We start from the raw sequence: 19,451 nt of genomic DNA on the forward strand, positions 1-19,451 counted from the left end.
ACGTCACTTCCTTAACGTGGCGTTCAACCTGTTTTCGAGCGAGGTGAGGATGTTCTGCGTTGCGGTATTCACCTCATCGTCATTAAGAGTGCGCGATGGATGCTGCCAGGTCAAGCCAACTGCAAGGCTTTTTCTATGCGGATCAATACCTTTACCCTGATACACGTCAAATAGCCTGAGGTCCGTCAGCCATTCGCCTGCATTTTCACGGATTACCTCCAGCACGGCGCTGGATGCAACGTCGCGATCGGCCAGCAACGCCAGGTCACGACGCACTTCAGGAAAGCGCGATAACTCCTGGAATTTCGGCATTTTCCCCTGGGCGACTTCAGCCAGAACCAGCTCGAAAACGAAGACCGGACGATCAAGGCCCAGGGTTTTCGACAGTTCCGGGTGAATGGCACCGACATAGCCGACTTCGCGCCCGTCTCGCTCGATGCGTGCGGTCTGTCCAGGATGCAGCGCTGGATGCTTGCCCGGCACGAAAGTGAACGCGTCGAGCGCACCGGCGAAGCCGAGCACCGCTTCCACGTCAGCCTTGACGTCAAAGAAATCGACGACATCGCGACCTTGCGCCCAGCCTTCCGGCAAGCGACTGCCGCAGACCACACCGGCCAGCATCGACTCTTGCTTCAAGCCGTCCAGTTGACCGACGAAGCGCAGGCCGCTTTCGAACAGACGCACGCGATCCTGCTGACGGTTCAGGTTGTGCTGCAGCGATTTGACCAAACCAGGCCACAGCGACGAGCGCATGGCGGCCATGTCGTTGGAGATCGGGTTGGCCAGCAACAGCGGCTCGACACCTGGATTGAACAGCTCGAACTGACGCGGATCGATGAAGCTGTAGGTGATCGCTTCCTGATAACCGCGGGCCACCAGCAGGCGGCGCAGTTCCGGCAGGTCGCTGCGAGCTTCAGCCTTGGCCTGTGGGGCCAGGCGTGCTTGCGGGTAGCGAACCGGCAGGCGGTTGTAGCCATACAAGCGGGCCAGTTCTTCGATCAGGTCGACTTCCAGGCTGATATCGAAGCGATGGCTTGGCACTTCGACGCGCCACTGCCCTGCCCCATCCGCACTGATACCCAGGCCAAGGGCACTGAGCAGGCGCTCGACTTCGGCAGCGTCCATTTCCATGCCCAGCATCTGGGTGATGCGTTGGGCACGCAGGGTGATCGGAGCGATCTTCGGCAGGTGCTGTTCGCTGACAGTTTCGATGATCGGGCCGGCTTCGCCACCGGTGATGTCCAGCAGCAGGCCAGTGGCGCGCTCCATGGCTTCACGGGCCAGTTGCCAGTCCACGCCACGCTCGTAACGGTGCGAGGCATCGGTGTGCAGCCCATAGGAGCGCGCCTTGCCAGCCACTGCGATCTGGTCGAAGAACGCGCTTTCAAGGAATACGTCACGGGTCGTGGTGGAAACACCGCTGTGCTCGCCCCCCATTACGCCGGCAATCGCCAAGGCGCGGGAATGGTCGGCAATCACCAGTGTATCGCTGCGCAAGGTCACTTCCTGGCCGTCGAGCAGGACCAGCTTCTCGCCCTCTTCGGCCATGCGCACGCGGATACCGCCGTTGATTTCGGCGAGATCGAACGCGTGCAGCGGTTGACCCAGCTCCAGCATCACGTAGTTGGTGATGTCGACGGCGGCGTCGATGCTGCGCACGTCGGCACGGCGCAGGCGCTCGACCATCCACAGCGGCGTCGGCTTCGACAGGTCGACGTTACGGATCACGCGGCCCAGGTAACGTGGGCACGCCGCTGGCGCGAGGACTTCAACCGAACGCACCTCATCATGCACCGCTGGCACGGCCGCGACCACAGGACGCGTCACGGGGACGGCATACAGCGCGCCGACTTCGCGGGCCAGGCCGGCCAGGGACAGGCAGTCGCCACGGTTCGGCGTCAGGTCGACCTCGATGCTCGCATCGTCCAGGCCCAGGTATTCACGAATATCCTGGCCCACCGGCGCATCCGCCGGCAGTTCCATCAGGCCATCGTTGCCTTCGCCAATCTGCAGCTCGGCCTGGGAGCACAACATGCCGTTGGACTCGACGCCGCGCAGCTTGGCTTTCTTGATCTTGAAGTCGCCCGGCAGTTCGGCACCGATCATGGCGAATGGGATCTTCAGGCCCGGGCGCACGTTAGGTGCGCCGCAGACCACCTGGAAGGTTTCCGCGCCATTGCTGACCTGGCAAACCCGCAATTTGTCAGCGTCCGGGTGTTGCTCGGTGCTCAACACCTCACCCACCACCACGCCGCTGAACTCACCGGCGGCCGGCGTGACGCTATCGACCTCAAGACCGGCCATCGACAGGCGAGCGACCAGCTCGTCCTGGCTTACCTGCGGGCTTACCCAGCCGCGCAGCCATTGTTCACTGAATTTCATCCTGCTCTCCCAAAAGATTCGTTACGGACTGCGGCCTAGCGAAATTGCGCAAGGAATCGCAAGTCGTTGTCGAAGAACAGGCGCAAGTCATTCACACCGTAACGCAGCATGGCCAGGCGCTCGGCGCCCATGCCGAAAGCAAAACCCGAGAATTCTTCCGGATCGATACCGGACATACGCAGCACGTTCGGGTGAACCATGCCGCAGCCCATGACTTCCAGCCAGCCAGTCTGTTTGCAGACGCGGCAGCCTTTGCCACTGCACATCACGCATTCCATGTCGACTTCAGCGGAAGGCTCGGTGAACGGGAAGTACGAAGGGCGGAAACGCACGGCCAGTTCTTTTTCGAAGAACACCCGCAGGAACTCTTCGATCGTGCCTTTGAGGTCGGCGAAATTGATGTCGCGATCAACCAGCAGGCCTTCGACCTGGTGGAACATCGGCGAGTGGGTGATATCGGAGTCGCTGCGGTACACACGGCCTGGGCAGACGATGCGGATCGGCGGCTGCTGCGATTCCATGGTGCGGACCTGTACCGGCGAGGTATGGGTGCGCAACAACATGTTCGCATTGAAATAGAAGGTGTCATGCATCGAACGGGCCGGGTGATGGCCTGGGATGTTGAGCGCTTCAAAGTTGTGGTAGTCGTCTTCGACCTCAGGGCCTTCGGCAATGCCGTAGCCGATGTGGGTGAAGAACTGCTCGATGCGTTCCAGCGTGCGGGTCACCGGATGCAGGCCGCCGGAAGTCTGGCCACGGCCAGGCAGGGTCACGTCGATGGACTCGGCGGCGAGCTTGGCAGCCAGATCCGCCTCCTCGAACAACGCCTTACGCGCGTTAAGGACCTCTGTGACACGTTCCTTGGCAACGTTGATCAGCGCACCGACCTGCGGACGCTCTTCGGCCGGCAGGTTCCCCAGGGTCTTCATCACCTGGGTCAACTCGCCCTTCTTGCCAAGGTACAGAACCCGGATTTGCTCCAGGGCATTGATATCTTCAGCGCTTTGCACAGCCTCTAGTGCTTGAGCGACCAGCGCATCCAGGTTTTCCATGTACAGACTCCAGATACAAAATAGGGGAAGAGCTTTAAGGCTCTTCCCCTATTTATGACGTTTAACACCCGAGCCCACAGAGGTGAGCCCTGGTGACTGTCGGGGGTACTTAAGCCAAGGTGGCTTTAGCTTTCTCGACAATCGCAGCAAACGCCGCTTTTTCGTTCACTGCCAGATCAGCCAGAACCTTACGGTCGATCTCGATGGACGCTTTTTTCAGGCCGGCAATGAAACGGCTGTAGGACAGACCGTTAACACGAGCACCAGCGTTGATACGAGCGATCCACAGAGCGCGGAACTGACGTTTTTTCTGACGACGGTCACGGTAGGCGTATTGGCCTGCCTTGATTACCGCTTGCTTGGCAACACGGAATACGCGGGAACGCGCGCCGTAGTAGCCTTTAGCAAGTTTCAGAATTTTTTTGTGACGCTTACGGGCAATGACGCCACGCTTTACACGAGCCATGAGTTACTTCCTCTATTCTTGATCCAAAAATTAACGAAGGCGCAGCATGCGCTCGACTTTTGCCACGTCAGACGGATGCAGCAAGCTGCTACCGCGCAGTTGACGCTTACGCTTGGTCGACATTTTGGTCAGGATGTGGCTCTTGAAAGCGTGCTTGTGCTTGATACCGTTAGCAGTTTTCAGAAACCGCTTAGCAGCACCACTTTTGGTTTTCATCTTTGGCATGTTCGGATACTCCGCATTCAGTTGATAAACATAATCGCAAGGCCTGCCGTGCCCTGGTGATTACTTCTTCTTTTTCGGGGCGATGACCATGATCAGCTGGCGTCCTTCCATCTTAGGATGCTGTTCGACCGAACCGTACTCGAGCAGGTCTTGTTCAACCCGCTTGAGGAGTTCCATCCCCAGCTCCTGGTGGGCCATCTCACGGCCGCGGAATCGCAAGGATACCTTGGCCCTGTCCCCGTCACTCAGGAAACGTACCAGGTTGCGCAGTTTTACCTGGTAATCCCCTTCCTCCGTCCCTGGACGAAACTTGATTTCTTTTACCTGAATCTGCTTCTGGTTTTTCTTCGCCGCGGCAATCTGCTTCTTCTTTTCGAAGATCGACTTGCCGTAGTCCATCACCCGGCAAACCGGTGGGACTGCGTCTGCGGAAATTTCTACCAGATCAAGCTTGGCTTCTTCAGCAATACGAAGCGCTTCATCAATCGAGACGATGCCAATCTGCTCGCCGTCAGCGCCAATTAACCGAACCTCGCGTGCCGAGATATTCTCGTTGATCGGGGCTTTCGGTGCAGCTCGTTTATCTTGTCTCATTTCACGCTTAATAATAATTACTCCAAATCTGGGCGACCACGCCGGGAAACCGCTTGCGCGAGGAACTCAGCGAATTCGGCGACGGGCATCGAGCCCAGGTCAGCACCTTCACGAGTACGCACAGCGACAGTCTGCATCTCGACCTCCCGATCTCCAATAACCAAGAGAAAGGGAACCTTGAGCAAAGTATGCTCGCGGATTTTAAAGCCGATCTTTTCATTTCTCAAGTCGGACTTGGCACGAAATCCGCTTTGGTTGAGAGTTTTTTCGACTTCGGCGGCAAAATCTGCCTGTTTATCAGTGATATTCATGATCACTGCCTGGGTCGGCGCCAGCCACGCGGGGAACGCACCCTCGTAGTGCTCGATCAGGATCCCGACGAAACGCTCGAAGGAACCGAGGATCGCGCGGTGAAGCATGACCGGGTGCTTGCGACTGTTGTCTTCGGACACGTATTCGGCGCCCAGACGGATCGGCAGGTTGAAATCGAGCTGCAAGGTACCACACTGCCACACGCGACCGAGGCAATCTTTCAGCGAGAATTCGATTTTCGGACCGTAGAAGGCCCCCTCACCCGGCTGCAGGTCGTACGCCAGGCCCGCGCTATCGAGGGCAGCCGCCAGGGCCGCTTCGGCGCGATCCCACAGTTCGTCGGAGCCAACGCGCTTTTCCGGACGAGTGGACAGTTTCATTTCGACTTCGGTGAAGCCGAAGTCGCGGTAGACGTCCATGGTCAGCTTGATGAAGGCGGCGGATTCGGCCTGCATCTGCTCTTCAGTGCAGAAAATGTGCGCATCGTCCTGGGTGAACGCACGCACGCGCATGATGCCGTGCAGCGCACCCGAAGGCTCATTACGGTGGCAGGCACCGAACTCGGCCAGGCGCATCGGCAACTCGCGGTAGCTTTTCAGGCCCTGGTTGAACACCTGCACGTGGCAAGGGCAGTTCATCGGCTTGATGGCGTAGTCGCGGTTTTCCGACTGGGTGGTGAACATGTTGTCGGCGTAGTTGGCCCAGTGCCCGGATTTCTCCCACAGGCTGCGGTCCACCACTTGCGGCGTCTTGATCTCGAGGTAGCCGTTTTCACGCTGGACCTGGCGCATGTACTGCTCGAGCACCTGGTACAGGGTCCAGCCGTTAGGGTGCCAGAACACCATGCCCGGGGATTCTTCCTGGGTGTGGAACAGGCCCAGGCGCTTGCCGATCTTGCGGTGATCGCGCTTCTCGGCTTCTTCGATACGCTGGATGTAGGCCGCCAGTTGCTTCTTGTCGGCCCAGGCAGTGCCATAGACGCGCTGCAACTGCTCGTTCTTCGCATCGCCACGCCAGTAGGCGCCGGACAGCTTGGTCAGCTTGAAGGATTTGAGGAAGCGCGTGTTCGGCACGTGCGGGCCACGGCACATGTCGACGTATTCTTCGTGGTAGTACAGGCCCATGGCCTGCTCGTCCGGCATGTCTTCCACCAGACGCAGCTTGTAGTCCTCGCCACGGGCCTTGAAGACTTCGATGACTTCGGCGCGCGGGGTGACTTTCTTGATGACGTCGTAATCCTTCTCGATCAGCTGCTGCATGCGCTGTTCGATGGCCGCCATGTCTTCCGGCGTGAAAGGACGCTCGAAGGCGATGTCGTAATAGAAGCCTTCGTCGATGACCGGCCCGATGACCATCTTCGCGCTCGGGTACAGCTGCTTGACCGCGTGGCCGACCAGGTGCGCGCAAGAGTGGCGAATGATCTCCAGCCCCTCTTCATCCTTTGGCGTGATGATTTGCAGCGTGGCGTCGCTGTCGATGACGTCACTGGCGTCGACCAGCTTGCCGTTGACCTTGCCGGCCAGGGTGGCCTTGGCCAGGCCCGCACCGATGGATGCGGCGACCTCGGCTACGGAAACCGGGTGATCGAATGAACGTTGACTGCCGTCGGGAAGAGTAATAGTTGGCATGGCGCCTCCTCTCCTAGTGGTGACCCCTACCAAAGGTCACGTGGGTTGGGATGAGCCAGTACAAGATCCAGTCCAGGCCATTCAATGACGAACGCCTGCCTTACAGCGGCAGGAGCCTTGCGGCCAACCGGGAAAACCGAACCAGAGTGACTGGGATTCAAATCAGGGTTATTTCGAACATTTGCCGCCGGGACGAGTTGTCATCCGCAGCCTGGAAATACCCGAGCCCGGCATGCTAGCACAGATGAACGGTCATCGCCGCGCTCGAATTGAAGCAGGCGTAAATCCACGGTTTTTATGCCAGAGTGCTGAACTGAACCGAGCGCAACGCCTCAGATATCAAGACATCGACCCGAAAGGAGCATCTTCGCATGCGTCTCAATACATTGTTTGCAGTAGTCGCCCCACTCGCCCTGCTGCTTCCACTGACCGCCCATGCCGACTGGCCCAAAGGCGAGCGCGAAAAATACATGGCCCAATGCACGGAGGCGGCAGCACCCCAGATCGGCCCGGCCGCTGCCAAGGCTCATTGCGCCTGTGGCGCCGATGCGATCAAGTCCTATCCAGCCTCGGACATCCAGGCCTTGATGGACAACAAGGCCACCCCGGATCTGCAGCAAAAGGCACTGGGCCAGATCGCAAAATGCAAGGCTGACAACAAGGCGAAAAAGTGAGAAAGCAGGCTTCCTGAACGAGCCCGGCAGGGTTGAAAAACACTGATTTCAGGCTTTTTTGAACGATTTATTCAGGTTTTACAGCTTTTTTTATCGTCTTTACTTTCGGCTGAAAGCCTTTAAAACCGGGCCTTTCAGCGGGTAAAGGCGGTAAAGTAAACACGACTGATTGGCAAACAGCGCGTCTGGGGGGGTCCCAAATCGAACATTTCGACTATGATACCCGGGTGTGCCCAGTTGGCCTGAGCAGCACAGTACACTGAAAATATATGTTTCTTGGAGATACACCATGTCTAATCGCCAAACCGGCACCGTTAAATGGTTCAACGATGAAAAAGGCTTCGGCTTCATCACTCCTCAAGGTGGCGGTGACGACCTGTTCGTACACTTCAAAGCTATCGAAAGCGACGGTTTCAAAAGCCTGAAAGAAGGCCAGACCGTTTCCTTCGTGGCTGAGAAAGGCCAAAAGGGTATGCAAGCTGCACAGGTTCGCCCAGAGTAATTTCTTGGCGCACTAAAAAACCCCGTCCATGTGACGGGGTTTTTTATGGGCGATTGAAAACCGCCGGTCAGCCGCAGTTCACCCGGTTGACCACCAGGTTGGCATCGGTATTGAGATTCAGGCGATCGGAGCGGTACTCAAGCGTCACCATGTCGTTGGGCTTGAGGATTCGGGCGATCTGCGCGCCGGCACGGGTACGAGCCTGCTCCAGCAATTGTGGCGAGGCCTGCTTCCCAATGGCGAACTCGGCGCCCTTCGCTTCGCAACGGCCGTGACCGGTCTCGGTCGCCACGGGTTCGGGAGTCGATTCCGAGGTGCTGCTGCAACCGCTCAAGACCACGGCGGCCAACAGAGTACTCAATGACGCGAGCTTCCAAGGCATGAAGCCTCCTTTTTTCGATAGATAAACAGAGAGCGTGCGACAACCCAAACGGCGCTTGGTTTCAACACCACAGCCGTCGGCCTGGCTCATCCGGAAAACCGGCAGTTTGCCTGAGCCGCCACGGCTATTCAGACATGAATCGTGACTGGATATGAACACCGCTCAATAAACGTCGATGTAATCGAACGGAGGATTGGGCCAGTTATCCTTCAGCGCATTGTAGATTTGCATGACCCAGACCTCGTCGCTGGCAGCAACCCGTCCGACGTACCCCGAGCCCTTCGCCCAGGTTTCGAGCCGAAACAGCAAACCATCGATGTCAGCGCCACCGACCACACCCGAGGACAAATAGGCGATACCGCCCTTGGTCACGCGCAGCTGGGTATGCTCGTCATCACTGGCCGAGGCCAGCAATTGACGAACCGCCTCGAGGGTCAGGCCATCCGGAGCGTTCAAATCGATCTGCACGGCGGGGCTCCTTTAAAAACAAAAAAAAGAGTGTCGCACAGCCCTTCTCCAATGCCTAAGTCGCAGTGCCAAACCGGGGGCAAAAATGCTTAACTCCACTTACAGCCCTCCAACTCGCGAGCCCTACCATGAGCACCGTCAGCATCGAAGCCACCATCAATGCCAAATGGTCGGAGGGCCATAGCTCCTATAGCCCGAGCAGTCCCGAGGAGTTGGCAATCATCGGCATAGAATTGCTGGTGAGGGAACTGGGGACGGAGGTCGCCCGCAACTTCATCCAGCAGGCATTCGAACGCTATCCGAGCGTTGTCGACGCCGTGGACTGATGCTCACGCACCCGCAGGCCCACCTGCGGGCGCATATAGCCAGGCAGGTTACTTGAGGCGCGCCAGGCGCTCGGTCAGCAGGTCGAAGAAGCCCTGGGCATCACCGTTTTCCACCCAGAACGCGTTCTTCGGCGCTTTCAGGCCATCGTACCAGTCGACGATGGTCTGCCCGAACGTCGGGCCCTCGCGACTGTCCACGACGACATTGACCGAACGACCAGTGAACAACTGTGGCTTGAGCAGATAGGCGATCACCGTCGCGTCATGCACCGGCCCGCCCGTCATGCCGTAGTGCTCCATGTCGCCCTTGACGTATTCGTTGAGGATATCGCCCACCAGCTTGCTGGCATTGTTGTTCAGCGCCGCGATCTGCTTCAGGCGCGCCTCGCTGGTGAGGATCTTGTGGGTCACATCCAACGGCAGGTAGGTCAGTTTCACACCGCTCTTGGCCACCACCTCGGCCGCCTGCGGATCGGCGAACAGATTGAACTCGGCCACCGGCGTGATATTGCCGCCGTTGAAGTGCGCACCGCCCATGATCACCACTTCCTTGATGCCCTGGACGATATCGGGCTCCTGCACCAGCGCCAGGGCCAGGTTGGTCTGCGGGCCAAGCATGGCAATGGTGATGCTGTGGGGCTTGGCCGCTTTCAACGTGTCGATCAGGTAGTTGACGGCATTGCCTTCGGCCAAGCCCTTCTTCGGCTCGTGCACCGTGACACCCGACAGGCCTTCCTTGCCATGGATGTTTTCCGCGTAGATCGGCGTGCGCATCAACGGTTTCGGCGCACCGGCATACACGGGCACGTCTTCGCGCCCCGCCCATTCCCGGGCCAGGCGAGCGTTGCGAGAGGTCTTGTCCAGGCGCACATTGCCGGCGACGGTGGTCAGCGCACGAATATGCAACTCCTCGGGCGACGCCAGGGCGAACAACAGCGCCACCACGTCATCGGCCCCTGGGTCGGTGTCGATGATCAGGTCGATTTTTTCCGCCGCCTGGGCGCTCGTAGCGGTGATCAATGACAAAAGCAGCAGACTCCGGATCAGTTGATGCATTTTCTGAGCATAGCGGTGCATGGCGCACTCCTTGTGCAGGGTTGAACAGGGTTAGAACGTCACTCCAGCGACCAGCACGATATTGCAGTACGGAGAGCACTCGCCTGTGCGAATGATCGCCCGCGCCTGCCGGCTGATGATCTTGAATTGTTCATGACTGACCAGCTCTCGCTCGCCCAACGCACCCTCGGCATGCAGTGCTTCCAGGGTCGTCAGCGCCGACGGTTGTTTGTCGAGGATCTCCTCGGCCAGGACATGGCTTTCCACCTGCATTTCGCTGAGCACCACCTTCAAGGTGCTGACAAAGTCAGGAATGCCATGGGTCAGGGCCAGGTCGATCAATTCGACCTGAGGCGGCACAGGCAGGCCGGCATCACCGATGACCACCTTGTCGCCATGGCCCAGGGAAGCGATCAGTCGTGACAGTGCCACATTCAACAACGGCGTCTTTTTCATGATTTGAAAGCCTGTACTTCCAACAACGTGGGGATTGAAGGCTGCGCGCCCGGGCGGGTGACCGACAGCGCGGCGGCGGCCTGGCCGAAACGAATCGCATCGACCTCGCTTTTGCCGCTCGCCAGGGCTGCCGCGAAGCCGCCGACAAAGGTGTCTCCGGCCGCCGTGGTGTCCACTGCCTTGACCCGCGGGGCCGGGAAGTGTTCGAAGCTGGCGCCGCTGGCGAACATCAGCCCCTGGGCCCCCAAGGTGACGATCACCTTGCCGGCACCGGCGGCGATCAAATGCGCGGCGGCGGCTTCGGCGGTTTCCAGGGAATCCACCGCCACCCCGCTCAGCACCGCTGCTTCGCTTTCATTGGGAACCAGGTAGTCGATGCAGGCGTACCAGTCGGCGGGCAACGTATGGGAAGCCGGCGCCGGGTTGAGGATGACGATTTTGCCCAGCTCACGTGCGCGCTTGAGGGCATGGCCCACGGTGGCATCCGGCACTTCGAGCTGGCAGATGACGACATCGGCGCTTTGCAGCACGTCATCGACACTGTCCAGGACCCCGGCGGTGAGCGCACCGTTGGCACCGGCAACGATAACGATCGCATTCTGGCTATTGTCGTCGACGACGATCAGCGCCACGCCGCTCGCCCCCTCCACCACGCTGACCGCCTGGCAGTCGATGCCCTCGGCCAACAGCCCGCCACGCAATTGTTCGCCGTAGGCATCATTGCCCACGCAACCGACCATCGATACCTCGGCGCCCAGGCGCGCGGCAGCCACCGCCTGGTTGGCACCCTTGCCGCCCGGGATGGTGGAGAAGGACTCGCCGATCAGTGTTTCACCACCACGCGGCAGACGCGGCGCCCGGGTCACCAGGTCCATGTTCAGGCTGCCTATTACCACTACTTTTGCTGGCATACATCACTACTCATCAATTCGGTTCAGCGGTATTGGGCGAATGTGCCGGACAGCGGCGCAGTCGACTCTCGCAGGACAATACTTGGCGTCACGATCCGCTGCTCGGTGGCAAGGCCCGGCGTCGCAATTCGTCGCAGCAGCACTTCGGCCGCCATCTCGCCGAGCTGCAGGATCGACTGCCCTACCGTGGTCAATGCCGGGTAGACATAACGGCTCATCTGGATGTCATCGAAACCGATGACCGACAGTTCGCTGGGCACGCGCACATTGCGTTCAGCCGCGGCGCGCAGCACACCGATACCGATCATGTCGTTGGCCGCAAAAATCGCGCTCGGTGGCTGCTGTTCAAGCAGCTGCGCAGCGGCGCGGTAGCCGCCGGTACTGGTGAAATCGCTCTCGAGCATACGCTCGACAGGCAGCTCGATCCCGGCCTCTTTCAGCGCACGGCAGTAACCGGCCAAGCGCATTTGCGCCACGCTGGTATTGGCCGGGCCACCGATGAAGGCGATATCGCGGTGACCCAGCTCAAGCAGGTGCCGGGTCGCCAGGTACGCACCGCATTCATGATCGATGCGCACCAGGTCTGCGTCGACACCCTCGAGCCCACGGTCGACGATCACCATGGGGGTGCGCACGTTGGACAGCCCCTCGGCCAGGCCGACATCACCGCCGGCGGACGCGAAAATCAGGCCGTCGATGCGTTTTTCCAGCAGCACCCGCAGGTAGCTGCGTTGCTTGTCCGGGTTGTCGTCGGAGTTGCACAGAATCACGCAATAGCCGTTGCGCTCACAGTAGTCCTCGATACCCCGGGCCAACTCGGCAAAGTAAGGATTGAGGCTGTTGGGCACCAACAGGCCGATGGTCGCCGTGGTCTTGGCCTTGAGCGACCGGGCCACGGCGCTTGGCACGTAGTCCAGGCGCTCGATGGCCGCCTCGACCTTGAGCCGCACTTCCTCGCTGACCGGCCGCGTCTTGTTCACCACGTGGGACACGGTGGTGTAGGAAATCCCGGCGAGCGCTGCTACATCCTTGATCGTCGCCATGGTTCAGCCCCGCCGACTGGCGCGCTGGCTGCGATAGGTATCGAGCACGACCGCCACCACGATCACCGCACCGGTAATGATGCGCTTGGTTGGCTCAGTGGCGCCGATCTGCGCCAGGCCCGCCGCCAGCACGGAGATGATCAGCACGCCAAAAAAGGTGCTGATGACCGAACCGCGGCCACCCATCAGGCTGGTACCACCGATGACCACGGCAGCGATGACTTGCAGCTCAAGCCCTGAACCGGCGTTCGGATCCGCCGCTTCCAGGCGCGAAATCTGGAACAGCGCGGCCACACCAGCCAGCAAGCCCATCAGGCTGAATACCAGGATCTTGTAGGGCTTTGGATTGATACCGGCCAGGCGCACGGCTTCTTCATTGGTGCCGATGCCGATCAGGTAGCGACCGAACACGGTTCGGGTCAGCACGGCCTGGGCAATGAAGATCACCAGCAAGGCGATGATGAATGAAGGTGAGATACCAAAGGCGATGGGATTGGACAGCCAGGCGAACGAGTCGCCGATGTAGGCAGTCCGGGAGCCGGTCATCTGGTACGCCAGGCCCCGGGCCATTTCCAGCACACCGAGGGAGACGATGAACGATGGGATCCGCCACGCCACGGTAATCGAACCGGTGACCGTACCCGCCAACGCCGCCACGGCCATGCCGAGCAAGGCCGATGGCCACACGCTCCAGCCCCAACCGAGCACGGCCACGCTGACCGTCGATGCCGCCAGCGCCAGCACCGACCCCACCGACAGGTCGATGCCACCGATGATCAGGATGAACGTCATGCCGACCGCCAGCACCATCAGGTCGGGAATCTGGTTGGCCAAGGTGCTGAAGGTGTCATAGGACAGGAAATGGCTGCTCAGCGCCGAGAACAGCGCGATCATGGCCAGCAGCGCGCCAGCCAGGCCCAGGTAGGTCCCGAGGCCATAGAAGTTGCCACTCGATTTGCCGACGGCAGGTGCGGTTTTCATGAAAGATCCCTAGGCGCTGCTTCGTTGAGCAACGCATCACGTTTCTGGTAGCCGGCGAATGCGGCGGCAAGCAAGTCATCCTGGGTCCAACTGTCGCGCTCGAAGGTGTCGATCAGGCGCCCGGCGGACAGCACGCCGATCCGGTCGCAGATCAACATCAGCTCCCGCAGGTCGCTGGACACCACGACCAGCGCCTTGCCCTGGCGAGTCAGCTCGCCGAGCAGCGCATAAATGTCGAATTTGGCGCCGACGTCGATGCCACGGGTCGGCTCATCGAACAACATGACCGCGCAATCGCGTTCGAGCCAACGCCCGATGACCACTTTCTGCTGGTTGCCGCCCGACAGCTCGGACACCAACTGGGTCGGGCTGGAACTGCGGATGCGCATGGCATCGACCTGCCGCTGTGCCAAGGCCAGTTCGGCATCGCCATTGACCAGGCCGGCGCTGGAAATCTCCGGCATGTTGCCCAAGGCAATGTTGGCGGCGATGGATTGGGTCAACAGCAGGCCTTCACCCTTGCGGTCTTCGGTGATCAACGCAATGCCATGGGCCACCGCATCGGCCGGGGAGCGAATGCTCACGACCTGGGCCGGCGAACCCAGCGCCACCGTGCCACGGTCAGCGGTATCGGCACCGAAGATCAGCCGCAACAGTTCGGTACGCCCTGCCCCGATCAGGCCGGAGATACCGAAGATCTCGCCACTGCGCACTTCGAAGGACACGTCGCGGACCTTGTCGGAGCGTGTCAGGCCTTTAACCGTCAGCGCCGGCGCGCCGATCTGGCGTGGACCCAGGTCGATATGCTCACCCAGCTCCCGGCCGACCATCAGGGTCACCAGTTGCTCGCTGTTGTAGTTGGCCATCGGCTCGACGCAGACCAGGTTGCCGTCACGCAGCACGGCAATGCGCTGGGCGACCCGCGCCAGTTCTTCGAGGCGATGGGAAATGTAGATGATCGATACGCCGCGAGCCTGCAGACGCGTGATCTGTTCAAAGAGCATCTCGACTTCGCGGGCCGTCAGCATGGCGGTCGGTTCATCGAGAATCAGCACATGGCAATCGCCAATCAGGTTGCGGGCGATCTCGACCATTTGCTGGTGACCGATCCCCAGTTCGCCGACCAACGTGTCAGGATCGATCGCATCGAGCCCCACCTGGGCCATGGCCTCAATGGCCGCCTTGCGCAATTGCTTGCGACTGATCCAGCCGCCGTGACTGGGCAGGTTGTCGAGGAACAGGTTCTCGGCCACGGACAGGGTCGGCAGCAGGTTGAGTTCCTGCATCACCATGCGCACGCCCAGCTCTTCAGCCTGGGTCCGGCTGCCAGGACGATAATCCTGCCCCTGAAATTGCATCTGCCCGGTCGTCGGCGTCACCAACCCGCCGATGATCTTGGACAAGGTGCTTTTGCCGGCGCCATTTTCGCCGGTCAGCGCCAGCACTTCACCGCGCATCAACGTCAGGTTGATATCGGTCAGTACCGGCTGGGCATAGGTCTTGCCGATACCGCTGACGCACAGGACAGCGTTCGGGTCGCGAACGGACATAACAAACTCTCCAATGCACTCGCCCGAATGGGCGAGCACCGTTGTGTCGCCAGGATAACTACTTGGTCACCAGCTCGACCGGAGTTTCGATAACGCCGTTGGTACCGCTGTCGACTTTTTCGCCCTTGAGGATCTTCAGCGCCGTCTCGATGCCGAACACGGCCTGCTTGGCGGCGAACTGGTCGGCCGTCGCCAGGACACGACCGTCCTTGAGCATTGGCTTGATGGCGTTGATGTTGTCGTAGCCGACCACCTGCACCTTGCCCGCCTTGCCCGCCGCGCGCACGGCCGATACAGCACCGACCGCCATGCTGTCGTTACCGGCCAGCAGTGCCTTGATGTTCGGGTATTCGCTGAGCATCGACGCGGCAACCTGGTTGCCCTTGTTGATTTCCCAGTCACCCGATTGCAGGGAAACGACCTTGACCTGCGCCGCTTCCATTGCATCCTTGAAGCCTGCGGTGCGTGCCTGGGCATTGGTCGTTGTGGACACGCCTTCGATGATGCCGACTTCGTCACCGGCCTTGAGCTGCTTGGCCAGGTACTCGCCCACCAGGCGCGCGCCTTTGCGGTTGTCCGGGCCTACGAACGGCACGTTGATGTTCTTGCTTTTGACCACGGCCGGATCGAGCTGGTTATCGATGTTGATCACCGTGATGCCAGCGTCCACGGCTTTCTTGATCACCGGCACCATGGCCTTGGAATCCGCTGGCGCGATGATCAGGGCATCGACCTTGGACACGATCATCTGCTCGACGATGCGGATCTGGTTGGCGGTGTCGGTTTCATCCTTGATCCCGTTGGAGATCAGGTCGAAATCGGCGGAGTGCTCCTTCTGATAAGCCTTGGCGCCGTCTTCCATGGTCAGGAAGAATTCATTGGCCAGGGATTTCATGACCAGGGCAACCTTGGGTTTTTCTGCGGTCTGGGCGAATGCCGAGGAGAGAGGCAGCGTGGCGGACGCGGCCGCGAGCATGGCAACAGCGAGAAGGCGTCCAGCGAATGGCAACTTCATGGGTTCACTCCGATCTTATGATTATTGTGAGCAAATCAATGCACGGAACGCCGCGCAAACGTTTGCGTGAAGTGAACTATGGTAAGGCTTCGCAGATTTGTCAACGTTGCGGTTTGATCCGCAACGTCGAGGCTCAGGCCGTTGTATTGACCACCGAACCCGAACCGCTACCCTTGGCCAGCTCCGTGACCAGATGACCAGTGACTTCCAGCAAAGCGCCACTGGTGTCGGCGATCTGTCCCTGGACGGCCATGACCGCCGAAGTCTTGGCTTCCTCCGTTGCATAGTCGCGCGCCTCTGCGGCGGCCAGTTGCTGTTGCTGCTCCCTGAGCTGCTGCTGAAGCTCTTGCATCCGCTTGAGCAGCACCTGCACCGCCACGCTCTGGGTGCTGCCGCCCTCCTGCGCCTGGTCGGTTGCTTCCGCGCCCGTACCCGTACGGACTTTGCCGGGCGTTTGCGTCTCGCCAAGGGCCTCATCGACGGCCTCGGCACTCGCCTCGTTCAAGGCCTTCAGGGTAGCGGTGGATTGACCGCCGATGGTCACGGCCGCCGCATTGGGAAAGCCGACTGAAAATGACATGACAAAACTCCATGGATGGGATTCCTACGCAGGACATCGCCCGCCGAAGCCATTTCTTTAGCGCTCGCGCAAAACCGTCACAGGCCAGAGCGGTTGATCCACCTGTTTATGCCAGCCAATAAAAAACTCCCTTCTCCTACACCAAAACGAAAAAAGTGCTGTCAGACGATTTTCTTGAATTTTAAGCAGTTGCGTAATTGCCTACGGTCAAATACTGTATGCACGTACAGCTTAATAAGGATAATTCTGTGGCCACGCCCTCCGCTGCAACTACCCCCTTAGATTCCTATACACGACTCGGCCTTCGGGTCTCGAAAATCATCAACGCCCCCACCGCGCAAAAAGCCAAGGCCGCCCTGATCTTCCGTCTGCCTGACGAGCCGGTGGATGAGTGGGAGCGCCTGTTGGAAGAAATCGACGAGAACGACAACGTGACCCTCGCCTATCGCGATGATGGCGGTGTGCAGGTTTTCTGGGTTGTGCCGAAGGAAGATTGAGCCTGATGAGTGTTCGCTGTTTAGCTTTTTTGCTTGTGTTTATCGCGATGGGCGCACAAGCCGGTGCGCCGCGCACCTTCAACGAAGCCAAGAAAGTCGCCTGGAAACTCTACGCACCACAATCCACCGAGTTTTACTGTGGCTGTAAATACACTGGCAATCGCGTGAACCTGGCCGCCTGCGGTTATGTACCGCGCAAGAATGCCAGCCGCGCCGCTCGCATCGAGTGGGAGCATATTGTCCCGGCCTGGCAGATCGGCCATCAGCGTCAATGCTGGCAACAAGGGGGTCGCAAGAACTGCACCCGCTATGACCCGGTCTATCAACGGGCCGAGGCCGACCTGCACAACCTGGTGCCCAGCATCGGGGAAGTGAATGGTGATCGCAGCAATTTCAGTTTCGGCTGGTTGCCTGTGCAGAAGGGCCAGTACGGCTCATGCCTGACCCAAGTGGACTTCAAGGCCAAGAAGGTCATGCCCCGCCCTTCTATCCGGGGCATGATCGCCCGGACCTATTTCTACATGAGCAAACAATACGGCCTGCGCCTCTCGAAACAGGACCGGCGCCTGTATGAAGCCTGGGACAAGACCTACCCGGTCGAAAGCTGGGAGCGTCAGCGCAACCAGAGCGTGGCGTGCGTCATGGGCCGTGGCAACGAGTTCGTGGGGCCGGTGGACATGAAGGCCTGCGGCTGACCTCGCACTCGTGAACAGCACAAAACCGACTGTGGGAGCTTGCTCGCGATAGCGGTGGATCAGCCAGCATTGATGTTGACTGACATACCCCTATCGCGAGCAAGCTCGCTCACAGGTTTTGTGGCTTGGCTGACTTTTTTGGGTTGCCCGATTATTGGGCCGTCGGGTAATCCACCACCAACGTCTCGATGTTGCGTTTTTTCGCCCGGACCAGGGCAGCCGTCACCTGTTCCTGCTTGGCTTCGGCCTCAGCCTTGGAACTGAAAGGACCGACCAGGACGCGCTCCTTGCCATTTTCACGCACCACGTTCGACATGAAGCTGTGTTCGATGAGCCAGCCGGTCAGGTCGCTGACAGCCTGCGGCGTCTGGCCACGAACCTCGACGGCCCACTGCGGCGCGGCAGCGGCGGCCGGTGCGGAGGTCTCTACGGGTTTGGGCTTCGGTGCTTCGACGTTACGCCCCTCACCGCATCCTGCCAGCACCAATACCGCAATAACCCAAGCCAATTTGCGCACAACGTTTCCCCCGGAAGACATGAGGCACGGATTTTAGCACCCGTGCCCTTCAAGATCGCCGCAAACAATGCTCAAAACACGAGAATCCTGCCCGGCGTCTCTGTATAGTCGCACCCTGGGAATTAATGCTGCGTCTGCACGTCAGAAAGAGGCACCCACATTGTGACACTTAGCACTAATCTATAAGCAGTACCGACATCTGCACTGTCTGAATCAGGTGCCCTATAAAGTAATCAAGGAGAACACCATGCTGATACTCACCCGCAAAGTCGGTGAAAGCATAAACATTGGTGACGACATCACGATCACCATTCTGGGCGTTAGCGGCCAACAAGTCCGGATCGGCATCAACGCCCCGAAAAACGTTGCGGTGCATCGTGAAGAGATTTATCAGCGTATTCAGGCAGGCCTTACCGCCCCTGACAAACCGCAAACTCCCTGAGCCTTGCTGCAGTCCGTAGCCAGCCCGTTTGCATCGTCGCAATGGCTGGCTAAAGATTCTGGTCGACCGTGCCTCACCCTGCCCCCATCTTTTTTTTCGTCCAGCCCGTTGAACCGATACTAATGACATGGCGCTTAGCATGGCTGTCAGACGTTTCGTTTTAATGATGACGAAGCAGGCGTTCGCGGCCGGTCAACCCAGGCTCACGCCGCGCGCCATGCCCGTGGCGGCGATCACCATCAGGATCAGCAACAAAGCTTCGATGTGACTGATCCGTGCAAACCGGCCGGCTTTCGAGGGATCGATCGCAGCCCCTTTGCCCAGCGCCATCCGCCATTTGATCAGGGCGATCATTGGCGCGATTTCAAGTAACAGGATCAGCAGGAACAAAGTCATCTTCAGGTGAAACAGCGGTTGGTGCAGGTAATAATCCGTGCCCTTTTCGTACCCCGCAAAAGCGCGCATCCCACCGGTCACCAGCAGCACCAGCGCCGACAGCCCCCACAGGTTGTCCGCCATCAGCACATTTCGAACCGCATCCACACCACCCGCCAGGCGTCGTAGCGCCGTGCCGCGCGTCAGCACCGCCCAGAACCCGAGGGCGAACGCCAAAAGATGTATTGCCGCCAGAGACCAATGAGCCAACATGGAAGAGCCCTGTCAGAGAACGTCGAATCGACCTGACAGTACTAGCTCA

The 19,451-nt window shown here is 59.6% G+C and carries 24 protein-coding genes; 6 read left to right on the top strand and 18 right to left on the bottom strand.

From position 1 onward, the window contains the following. Nucleotides 1-3: 3 nt before the first annotated feature. The 6 genes from pheT to thrS all read right to left on the bottom strand — a co-directional run bounded on the left by pheT (nucleotide 4) and on the right by thrS (nucleotide 6,659). Nucleotides 4-2,382 carry a phenylalanine--tRNA ligase subunit beta gene (pheT, locus tag BM300_RS05140; RefSeq protein ID WP_092462228.1) on the bottom strand — a complete coding sequence of 793 codons (2,379 nt, stop codon included), beginning with the start codon at nucleotides 2,380-2,382 and terminating at the stop codon, nucleotides 4-6. 35 nt (nucleotides 2,383-2,417) lie between these two features. Then, nucleotides 2,418-3,434 (bottom strand): phenylalanine--tRNA ligase subunit alpha, encoded by a 1,017-nt coding sequence (gene pheS, locus BM300_RS05145; protein WP_063320398.1) that lies wholly within the window; start codon nucleotides 3,432-3,434, stop codon nucleotides 2,418-2,420. Between the two features lie 109 nt (nucleotides 3,435-3,543). Next, nucleotides 3,544-3,900 (bottom strand): 50S ribosomal protein L20, encoded by a 357-nt coding sequence (gene rplT, locus BM300_RS05150; protein ID WP_002553161.1) that lies wholly within the window; start codon nucleotides 3,898-3,900, stop codon nucleotides 3,544-3,546. A gap of 30 nt (nucleotides 3,901-3,930) precedes the next feature. Beyond that, a complete protein-coding gene (rpmI, locus tag BM300_RS05155; RefSeq protein WP_002553160.1) occupies nucleotides 3,931-4,125 on the bottom strand; it encodes a 50S ribosomal protein L35 in 195 nt (64 codons plus the stop codon). A gap of 60 nt (nucleotides 4,126-4,185) precedes the next feature. Further along, nucleotides 4,186-4,737 carry a translation initiation factor IF-3 gene (infC, locus tag BM300_RS05160; protein WP_169432615.1) on the bottom strand — a complete coding sequence of 184 codons (552 nt, stop codon included), beginning with the start codon at nucleotides 4,735-4,737 and terminating at the stop codon, nucleotides 4,186-4,188. Further along, nucleotides 4,737-6,659: a threonine--tRNA ligase gene (gene thrS, locus BM300_RS05165; RefSeq protein WP_003203626.1), complete on the bottom strand. Its 1,923-nt coding sequence runs from the start codon at nucleotides 6,657-6,659 to the stop codon at nucleotides 4,737-4,739. The genes infC and thrS overlap by 1 nt, the downstream gene beginning before the upstream one ends. A gap of 371 nt (nucleotides 6,660-7,030) precedes the next feature. Between thrS and BM300_RS05170 the strand changes: the two genes are divergently transcribed. Then, nucleotides 7,031-7,333 (top strand): hypothetical protein, encoded by a 303-nt coding sequence (locus tag BM300_RS05170; RefSeq protein ID WP_063320397.1) that lies wholly within the window; start codon nucleotides 7,031-7,033, stop codon nucleotides 7,331-7,333. 289 nt (nucleotides 7,334-7,622) lie between these two features. Further along, the gene (locus BM300_RS05175; protein WP_003179963.1) at nucleotides 7,623-7,835 is read left to right on the top strand and encodes a cold-shock protein; all 213 of its coding nucleotides are present in this window, start codon (nucleotides 7,623-7,625) and stop codon (nucleotides 7,833-7,835) included. A 67-nt stretch (nucleotides 7,836-7,902) separates the two neighbouring features. Here BM300_RS05175 and BM300_RS05180 read toward each other — a convergent pair whose 3' ends face one another. Further along, nucleotides 7,903-8,217 carry an I78 family peptidase inhibitor gene (locus tag BM300_RS05180; RefSeq protein WP_014337548.1) on the bottom strand — a complete coding sequence of 105 codons (315 nt, stop codon included), beginning with the start codon at nucleotides 8,215-8,217 and terminating at the stop codon, nucleotides 7,903-7,905. Nucleotides 8,218-8,379: 162 nt separating this feature from the next. Further along, nucleotides 8,380-8,685 (bottom strand): hypothetical protein, encoded by a 306-nt coding sequence (locus tag BM300_RS05185; RefSeq protein ID WP_003203632.1) that lies wholly within the window; start codon nucleotides 8,683-8,685, stop codon nucleotides 8,380-8,382. A 128-nt stretch (nucleotides 8,686-8,813) separates the two neighbouring features. Here BM300_RS05185 and BM300_RS05190 point away from each other — a divergent pair, with 128 nt between their 5' ends. Further along, nucleotides 8,814-9,011 carry a hypothetical protein gene (locus BM300_RS05190; protein ID WP_003203634.1) on the top strand — a complete coding sequence of 66 codons (198 nt, stop codon included), beginning with the start codon at nucleotides 8,814-8,816 and terminating at the stop codon, nucleotides 9,009-9,011. Nucleotides 9,012-9,059: 48 nt separating this feature from the next. Here BM300_RS05190 and BM300_RS05195 read toward each other — a convergent pair whose 3' ends face one another. The 8 genes from BM300_RS05195 to BM300_RS05230 form a co-directional block, all read right to left on the bottom strand. Then, complete coding sequence (locus BM300_RS05195) at nucleotides 9,060-10,088, bottom strand: nucleoside hydrolase (protein WP_003203636.1); 1,029 nt, start codon at nucleotides 10,086-10,088, stop codon at nucleotides 9,060-9,062. A gap of 30 nt (nucleotides 10,089-10,118) precedes the next feature. After that, nucleotides 10,119-10,523 (bottom strand): D-ribose pyranase, encoded by a 405-nt coding sequence (gene rbsD / locus BM300_RS05200; protein ID WP_092348268.1) that lies wholly within the window; start codon nucleotides 10,521-10,523, stop codon nucleotides 10,119-10,121. Further along, nucleotides 10,520-11,434 carry a ribokinase gene (gene rbsK, locus BM300_RS05205; protein WP_092462230.1) on the bottom strand — a complete coding sequence of 305 codons (915 nt, stop codon included), beginning with the start codon at nucleotides 11,432-11,434 and terminating at the stop codon, nucleotides 10,520-10,522. Before rbsK ends, rbsD begins: the two co-directional genes overlap by 4 nt. A gap of 23 nt (nucleotides 11,435-11,457) precedes the next feature. Beyond that, entirely contained in the window at nucleotides 11,458-12,477 is a 1,020-nt protein-coding gene (locus BM300_RS05210) for a LacI family DNA-binding transcriptional regulator (protein ID WP_092144384.1), read from the bottom strand. A gap of 3 nt (nucleotides 12,478-12,480) precedes the next feature. Next, nucleotides 12,481-13,458, bottom strand: coding sequence for an ABC transporter permease (locus BM300_RS05215; protein ID WP_092144381.1), 978 nt, complete (start codon nucleotides 13,456-13,458; stop codon nucleotides 12,481-12,483). After that, the gene (locus BM300_RS05220; RefSeq protein ID WP_092462231.1) at nucleotides 13,455-15,008 is read right to left on the bottom strand and encodes a sugar ABC transporter ATP-binding protein; all 1,554 of its coding nucleotides are present in this window, start codon (nucleotides 15,006-15,008) and stop codon (nucleotides 13,455-13,457) included. The genes BM300_RS05215 and BM300_RS05220 overlap by 4 nt, the downstream gene beginning before the upstream one ends. Nucleotides 15,009-15,066: 58 nt before the next feature. Further along, complete coding sequence (locus BM300_RS05225; RefSeq protein WP_092462233.1) at nucleotides 15,067-16,023, bottom strand: sugar ABC transporter substrate-binding protein; 957 nt, start codon at nucleotides 16,021-16,023, stop codon at nucleotides 15,067-15,069. A gap of 133 nt (nucleotides 16,024-16,156) precedes the next feature. Further along, the gene (locus BM300_RS05230; RefSeq protein WP_092144375.1) at nucleotides 16,157-16,603 is read right to left on the bottom strand and encodes a hypothetical protein; all 447 of its coding nucleotides are present in this window, start codon (nucleotides 16,601-16,603) and stop codon (nucleotides 16,157-16,159) included. 197 nt (nucleotides 16,604-16,800) lie between these two features. Here BM300_RS05230 and BM300_RS05235 point away from each other — a divergent pair, with 197 nt between their 5' ends. Further along, nucleotides 16,801-17,100, top strand: a complete 300-nt coding sequence (locus BM300_RS05235) for a DUF1654 domain-containing protein (protein ID WP_170862015.1) — start codon at nucleotides 16,801-16,803, stop codon at nucleotides 17,098-17,100. 5 nt (nucleotides 17,101-17,105) lie between these two features. Then, nucleotides 17,106-17,795, top strand: coding sequence for an endonuclease (locus BM300_RS05240; RefSeq protein ID WP_043042288.1), 690 nt, complete (start codon nucleotides 17,106-17,108; stop codon nucleotides 17,793-17,795). A gap of 151 nt (nucleotides 17,796-17,946) precedes the next feature. Here BM300_RS05240 and BM300_RS05245 read toward each other — a convergent pair whose 3' ends face one another. Next, entirely contained in the window at nucleotides 17,947-18,312 is a 366-nt protein-coding gene (locus tag BM300_RS05245; RefSeq protein ID WP_092462235.1) for a penicillin-binding protein activator LpoB, read from the bottom strand. A 247-nt stretch (nucleotides 18,313-18,559) separates the two neighbouring features. On the opposite strand from BM300_RS05245, the gene csrA reads away from it, so the two are divergent. Further along, entirely contained in the window at nucleotides 18,560-18,754 is a 195-nt protein-coding gene (csrA, locus tag BM300_RS05250; protein WP_003179932.1) for a carbon storage regulator CsrA, read from the top strand. A gap of 192 nt (nucleotides 18,755-18,946) precedes the next feature. Here the strand turns inward: csrA and BM300_RS05255 are convergent, their stop codons facing one another. After that, nucleotides 18,947-19,402, bottom strand: a complete 456-nt coding sequence (locus BM300_RS05255) for a DUF2214 family protein (RefSeq protein ID WP_092222641.1) — start codon at nucleotides 19,400-19,402, stop codon at nucleotides 18,947-18,949. Between the last annotated feature and the right edge of the window lie 49 nt (nucleotides 19,403-19,451).

This window comes from Pseudomonas sp. NFACC46-3 (assembly GCF_900114515.1).
GTDB lineage: Bacteria > Pseudomonadota > Gammaproteobacteria > Pseudomonadales > Pseudomonadaceae > Aquipseudomonas > Aquipseudomonas fluorescens_Q.

Excerpts from the sequence above, each read along its gene's own strand:
- pheS (WP_063320398.1), bottom strand. The coding sequence starts at position 3,434 with ATGGAAAACCTGGATGCGCTGGTCGCTCAAGCACTAGAGGCTGTGCAA.
- rbsK (WP_092462230.1), bottom strand. The coding sequence starts at position 11,434 with ATGCCAGCAAAAGTAGTGGTAATAGGCAGCCTGAACATGGACCTGGTG.
- BM300_RS05240 (WP_043042288.1), top strand. The coding sequence starts at position 17,106 with ATGAGTGTTCGCTGTTTAGCTTTTTTGCTTGTGTTTATCGCGATGGGC.
- BM300_RS05230 (WP_092144375.1), bottom strand. The coding sequence starts at position 16,603 with ATGTCATTTTCAGTCGGCTTTCCCAATGCGGCGGCCGTGACCATCGGC.
- rpmI (WP_002553160.1), bottom strand. The coding sequence starts at position 4,125 with ATGCCAAAGATGAAAACCAAAAGTGGTGCTGCTAAGCGGTTTCTGAAA.
- BM300_RS05225 (WP_092462233.1), bottom strand. The coding sequence starts at position 16,023 with ATGAAGTTGCCATTCGCTGGACGCCTTCTCGCTGTTGCCATGCTCGCG.
- BM300_RS05175 (WP_003179963.1), top strand. The coding sequence starts at position 7,623 with ATGTCTAATCGCCAAACCGGCACCGTTAAATGGTTCAACGATGAAAAA.
- rbsD (WP_092348268.1), bottom strand. The coding sequence starts at position 10,523 with ATGAAAAAGACGCCGTTGTTGAATGTGGCACTGTCACGACTGATCGCT.
- rplT (WP_002553161.1), bottom strand. The coding sequence starts at position 3,900 with ATGGCTCGTGTAAAGCGTGGCGTCATTGCCCGTAAGCGTCACAAAAAA.
- BM300_RS05190 (WP_003203634.1), top strand. The coding sequence starts at position 8,814 with ATGAGCACCGTCAGCATCGAAGCCACCATCAATGCCAAATGGTCGGAG.
- csrA (WP_003179932.1), top strand. The coding sequence starts at position 18,560 with ATGCTGATACTCACCCGCAAAGTCGGTGAAAGCATAAACATTGGTGAC.
- BM300_RS05180 (WP_014337548.1), bottom strand. The coding sequence starts at position 8,217 with ATGCCTTGGAAGCTCGCGTCATTGAGTACTCTGTTGGCCGCCGTGGTC.
- BM300_RS05210 (WP_092144384.1), bottom strand. The coding sequence starts at position 12,477 with ATGGCGACGATCAAGGATGTAGCAGCGCTCGCCGGGATTTCCTACACC.
- thrS (WP_003203626.1), bottom strand. The coding sequence starts at position 6,659 with ATGCCAACTATTACTCTTCCCGACGGCAGTCAACGTTCATTCGATCAC.
- BM300_RS05215 (WP_092144381.1), bottom strand. The coding sequence starts at position 13,458 with ATGAAAACCGCACCTGCCGTCGGCAAATCGAGTGGCAACTTCTATGGC.
- BM300_RS05255 (WP_092222641.1), bottom strand. The coding sequence starts at position 19,402 with ATGTTGGCTCATTGGTCTCTGGCGGCAATACATCTTTTGGCGTTCGCC.
- BM300_RS05195 (WP_003203636.1), bottom strand. The coding sequence starts at position 10,088 with ATGCACCGCTATGCTCAGAAAATGCATCAACTGATCCGGAGTCTGCTG.
- BM300_RS05220 (WP_092462231.1), bottom strand. The coding sequence starts at position 15,008 with ATGTCCGTTCGCGACCCGAACGCTGTCCTGTGCGTCAGCGGTATCGGC.
- BM300_RS05170 (WP_063320397.1), top strand. The coding sequence starts at position 7,031 with ATGCGTCTCAATACATTGTTTGCAGTAGTCGCCCCACTCGCCCTGCTG.
- pheT (WP_092462228.1), bottom strand. The coding sequence starts at position 2,382 with ATGAAATTCAGTGAACAATGGCTGCGCGGCTGGGTAAGCCCGCAGGTA.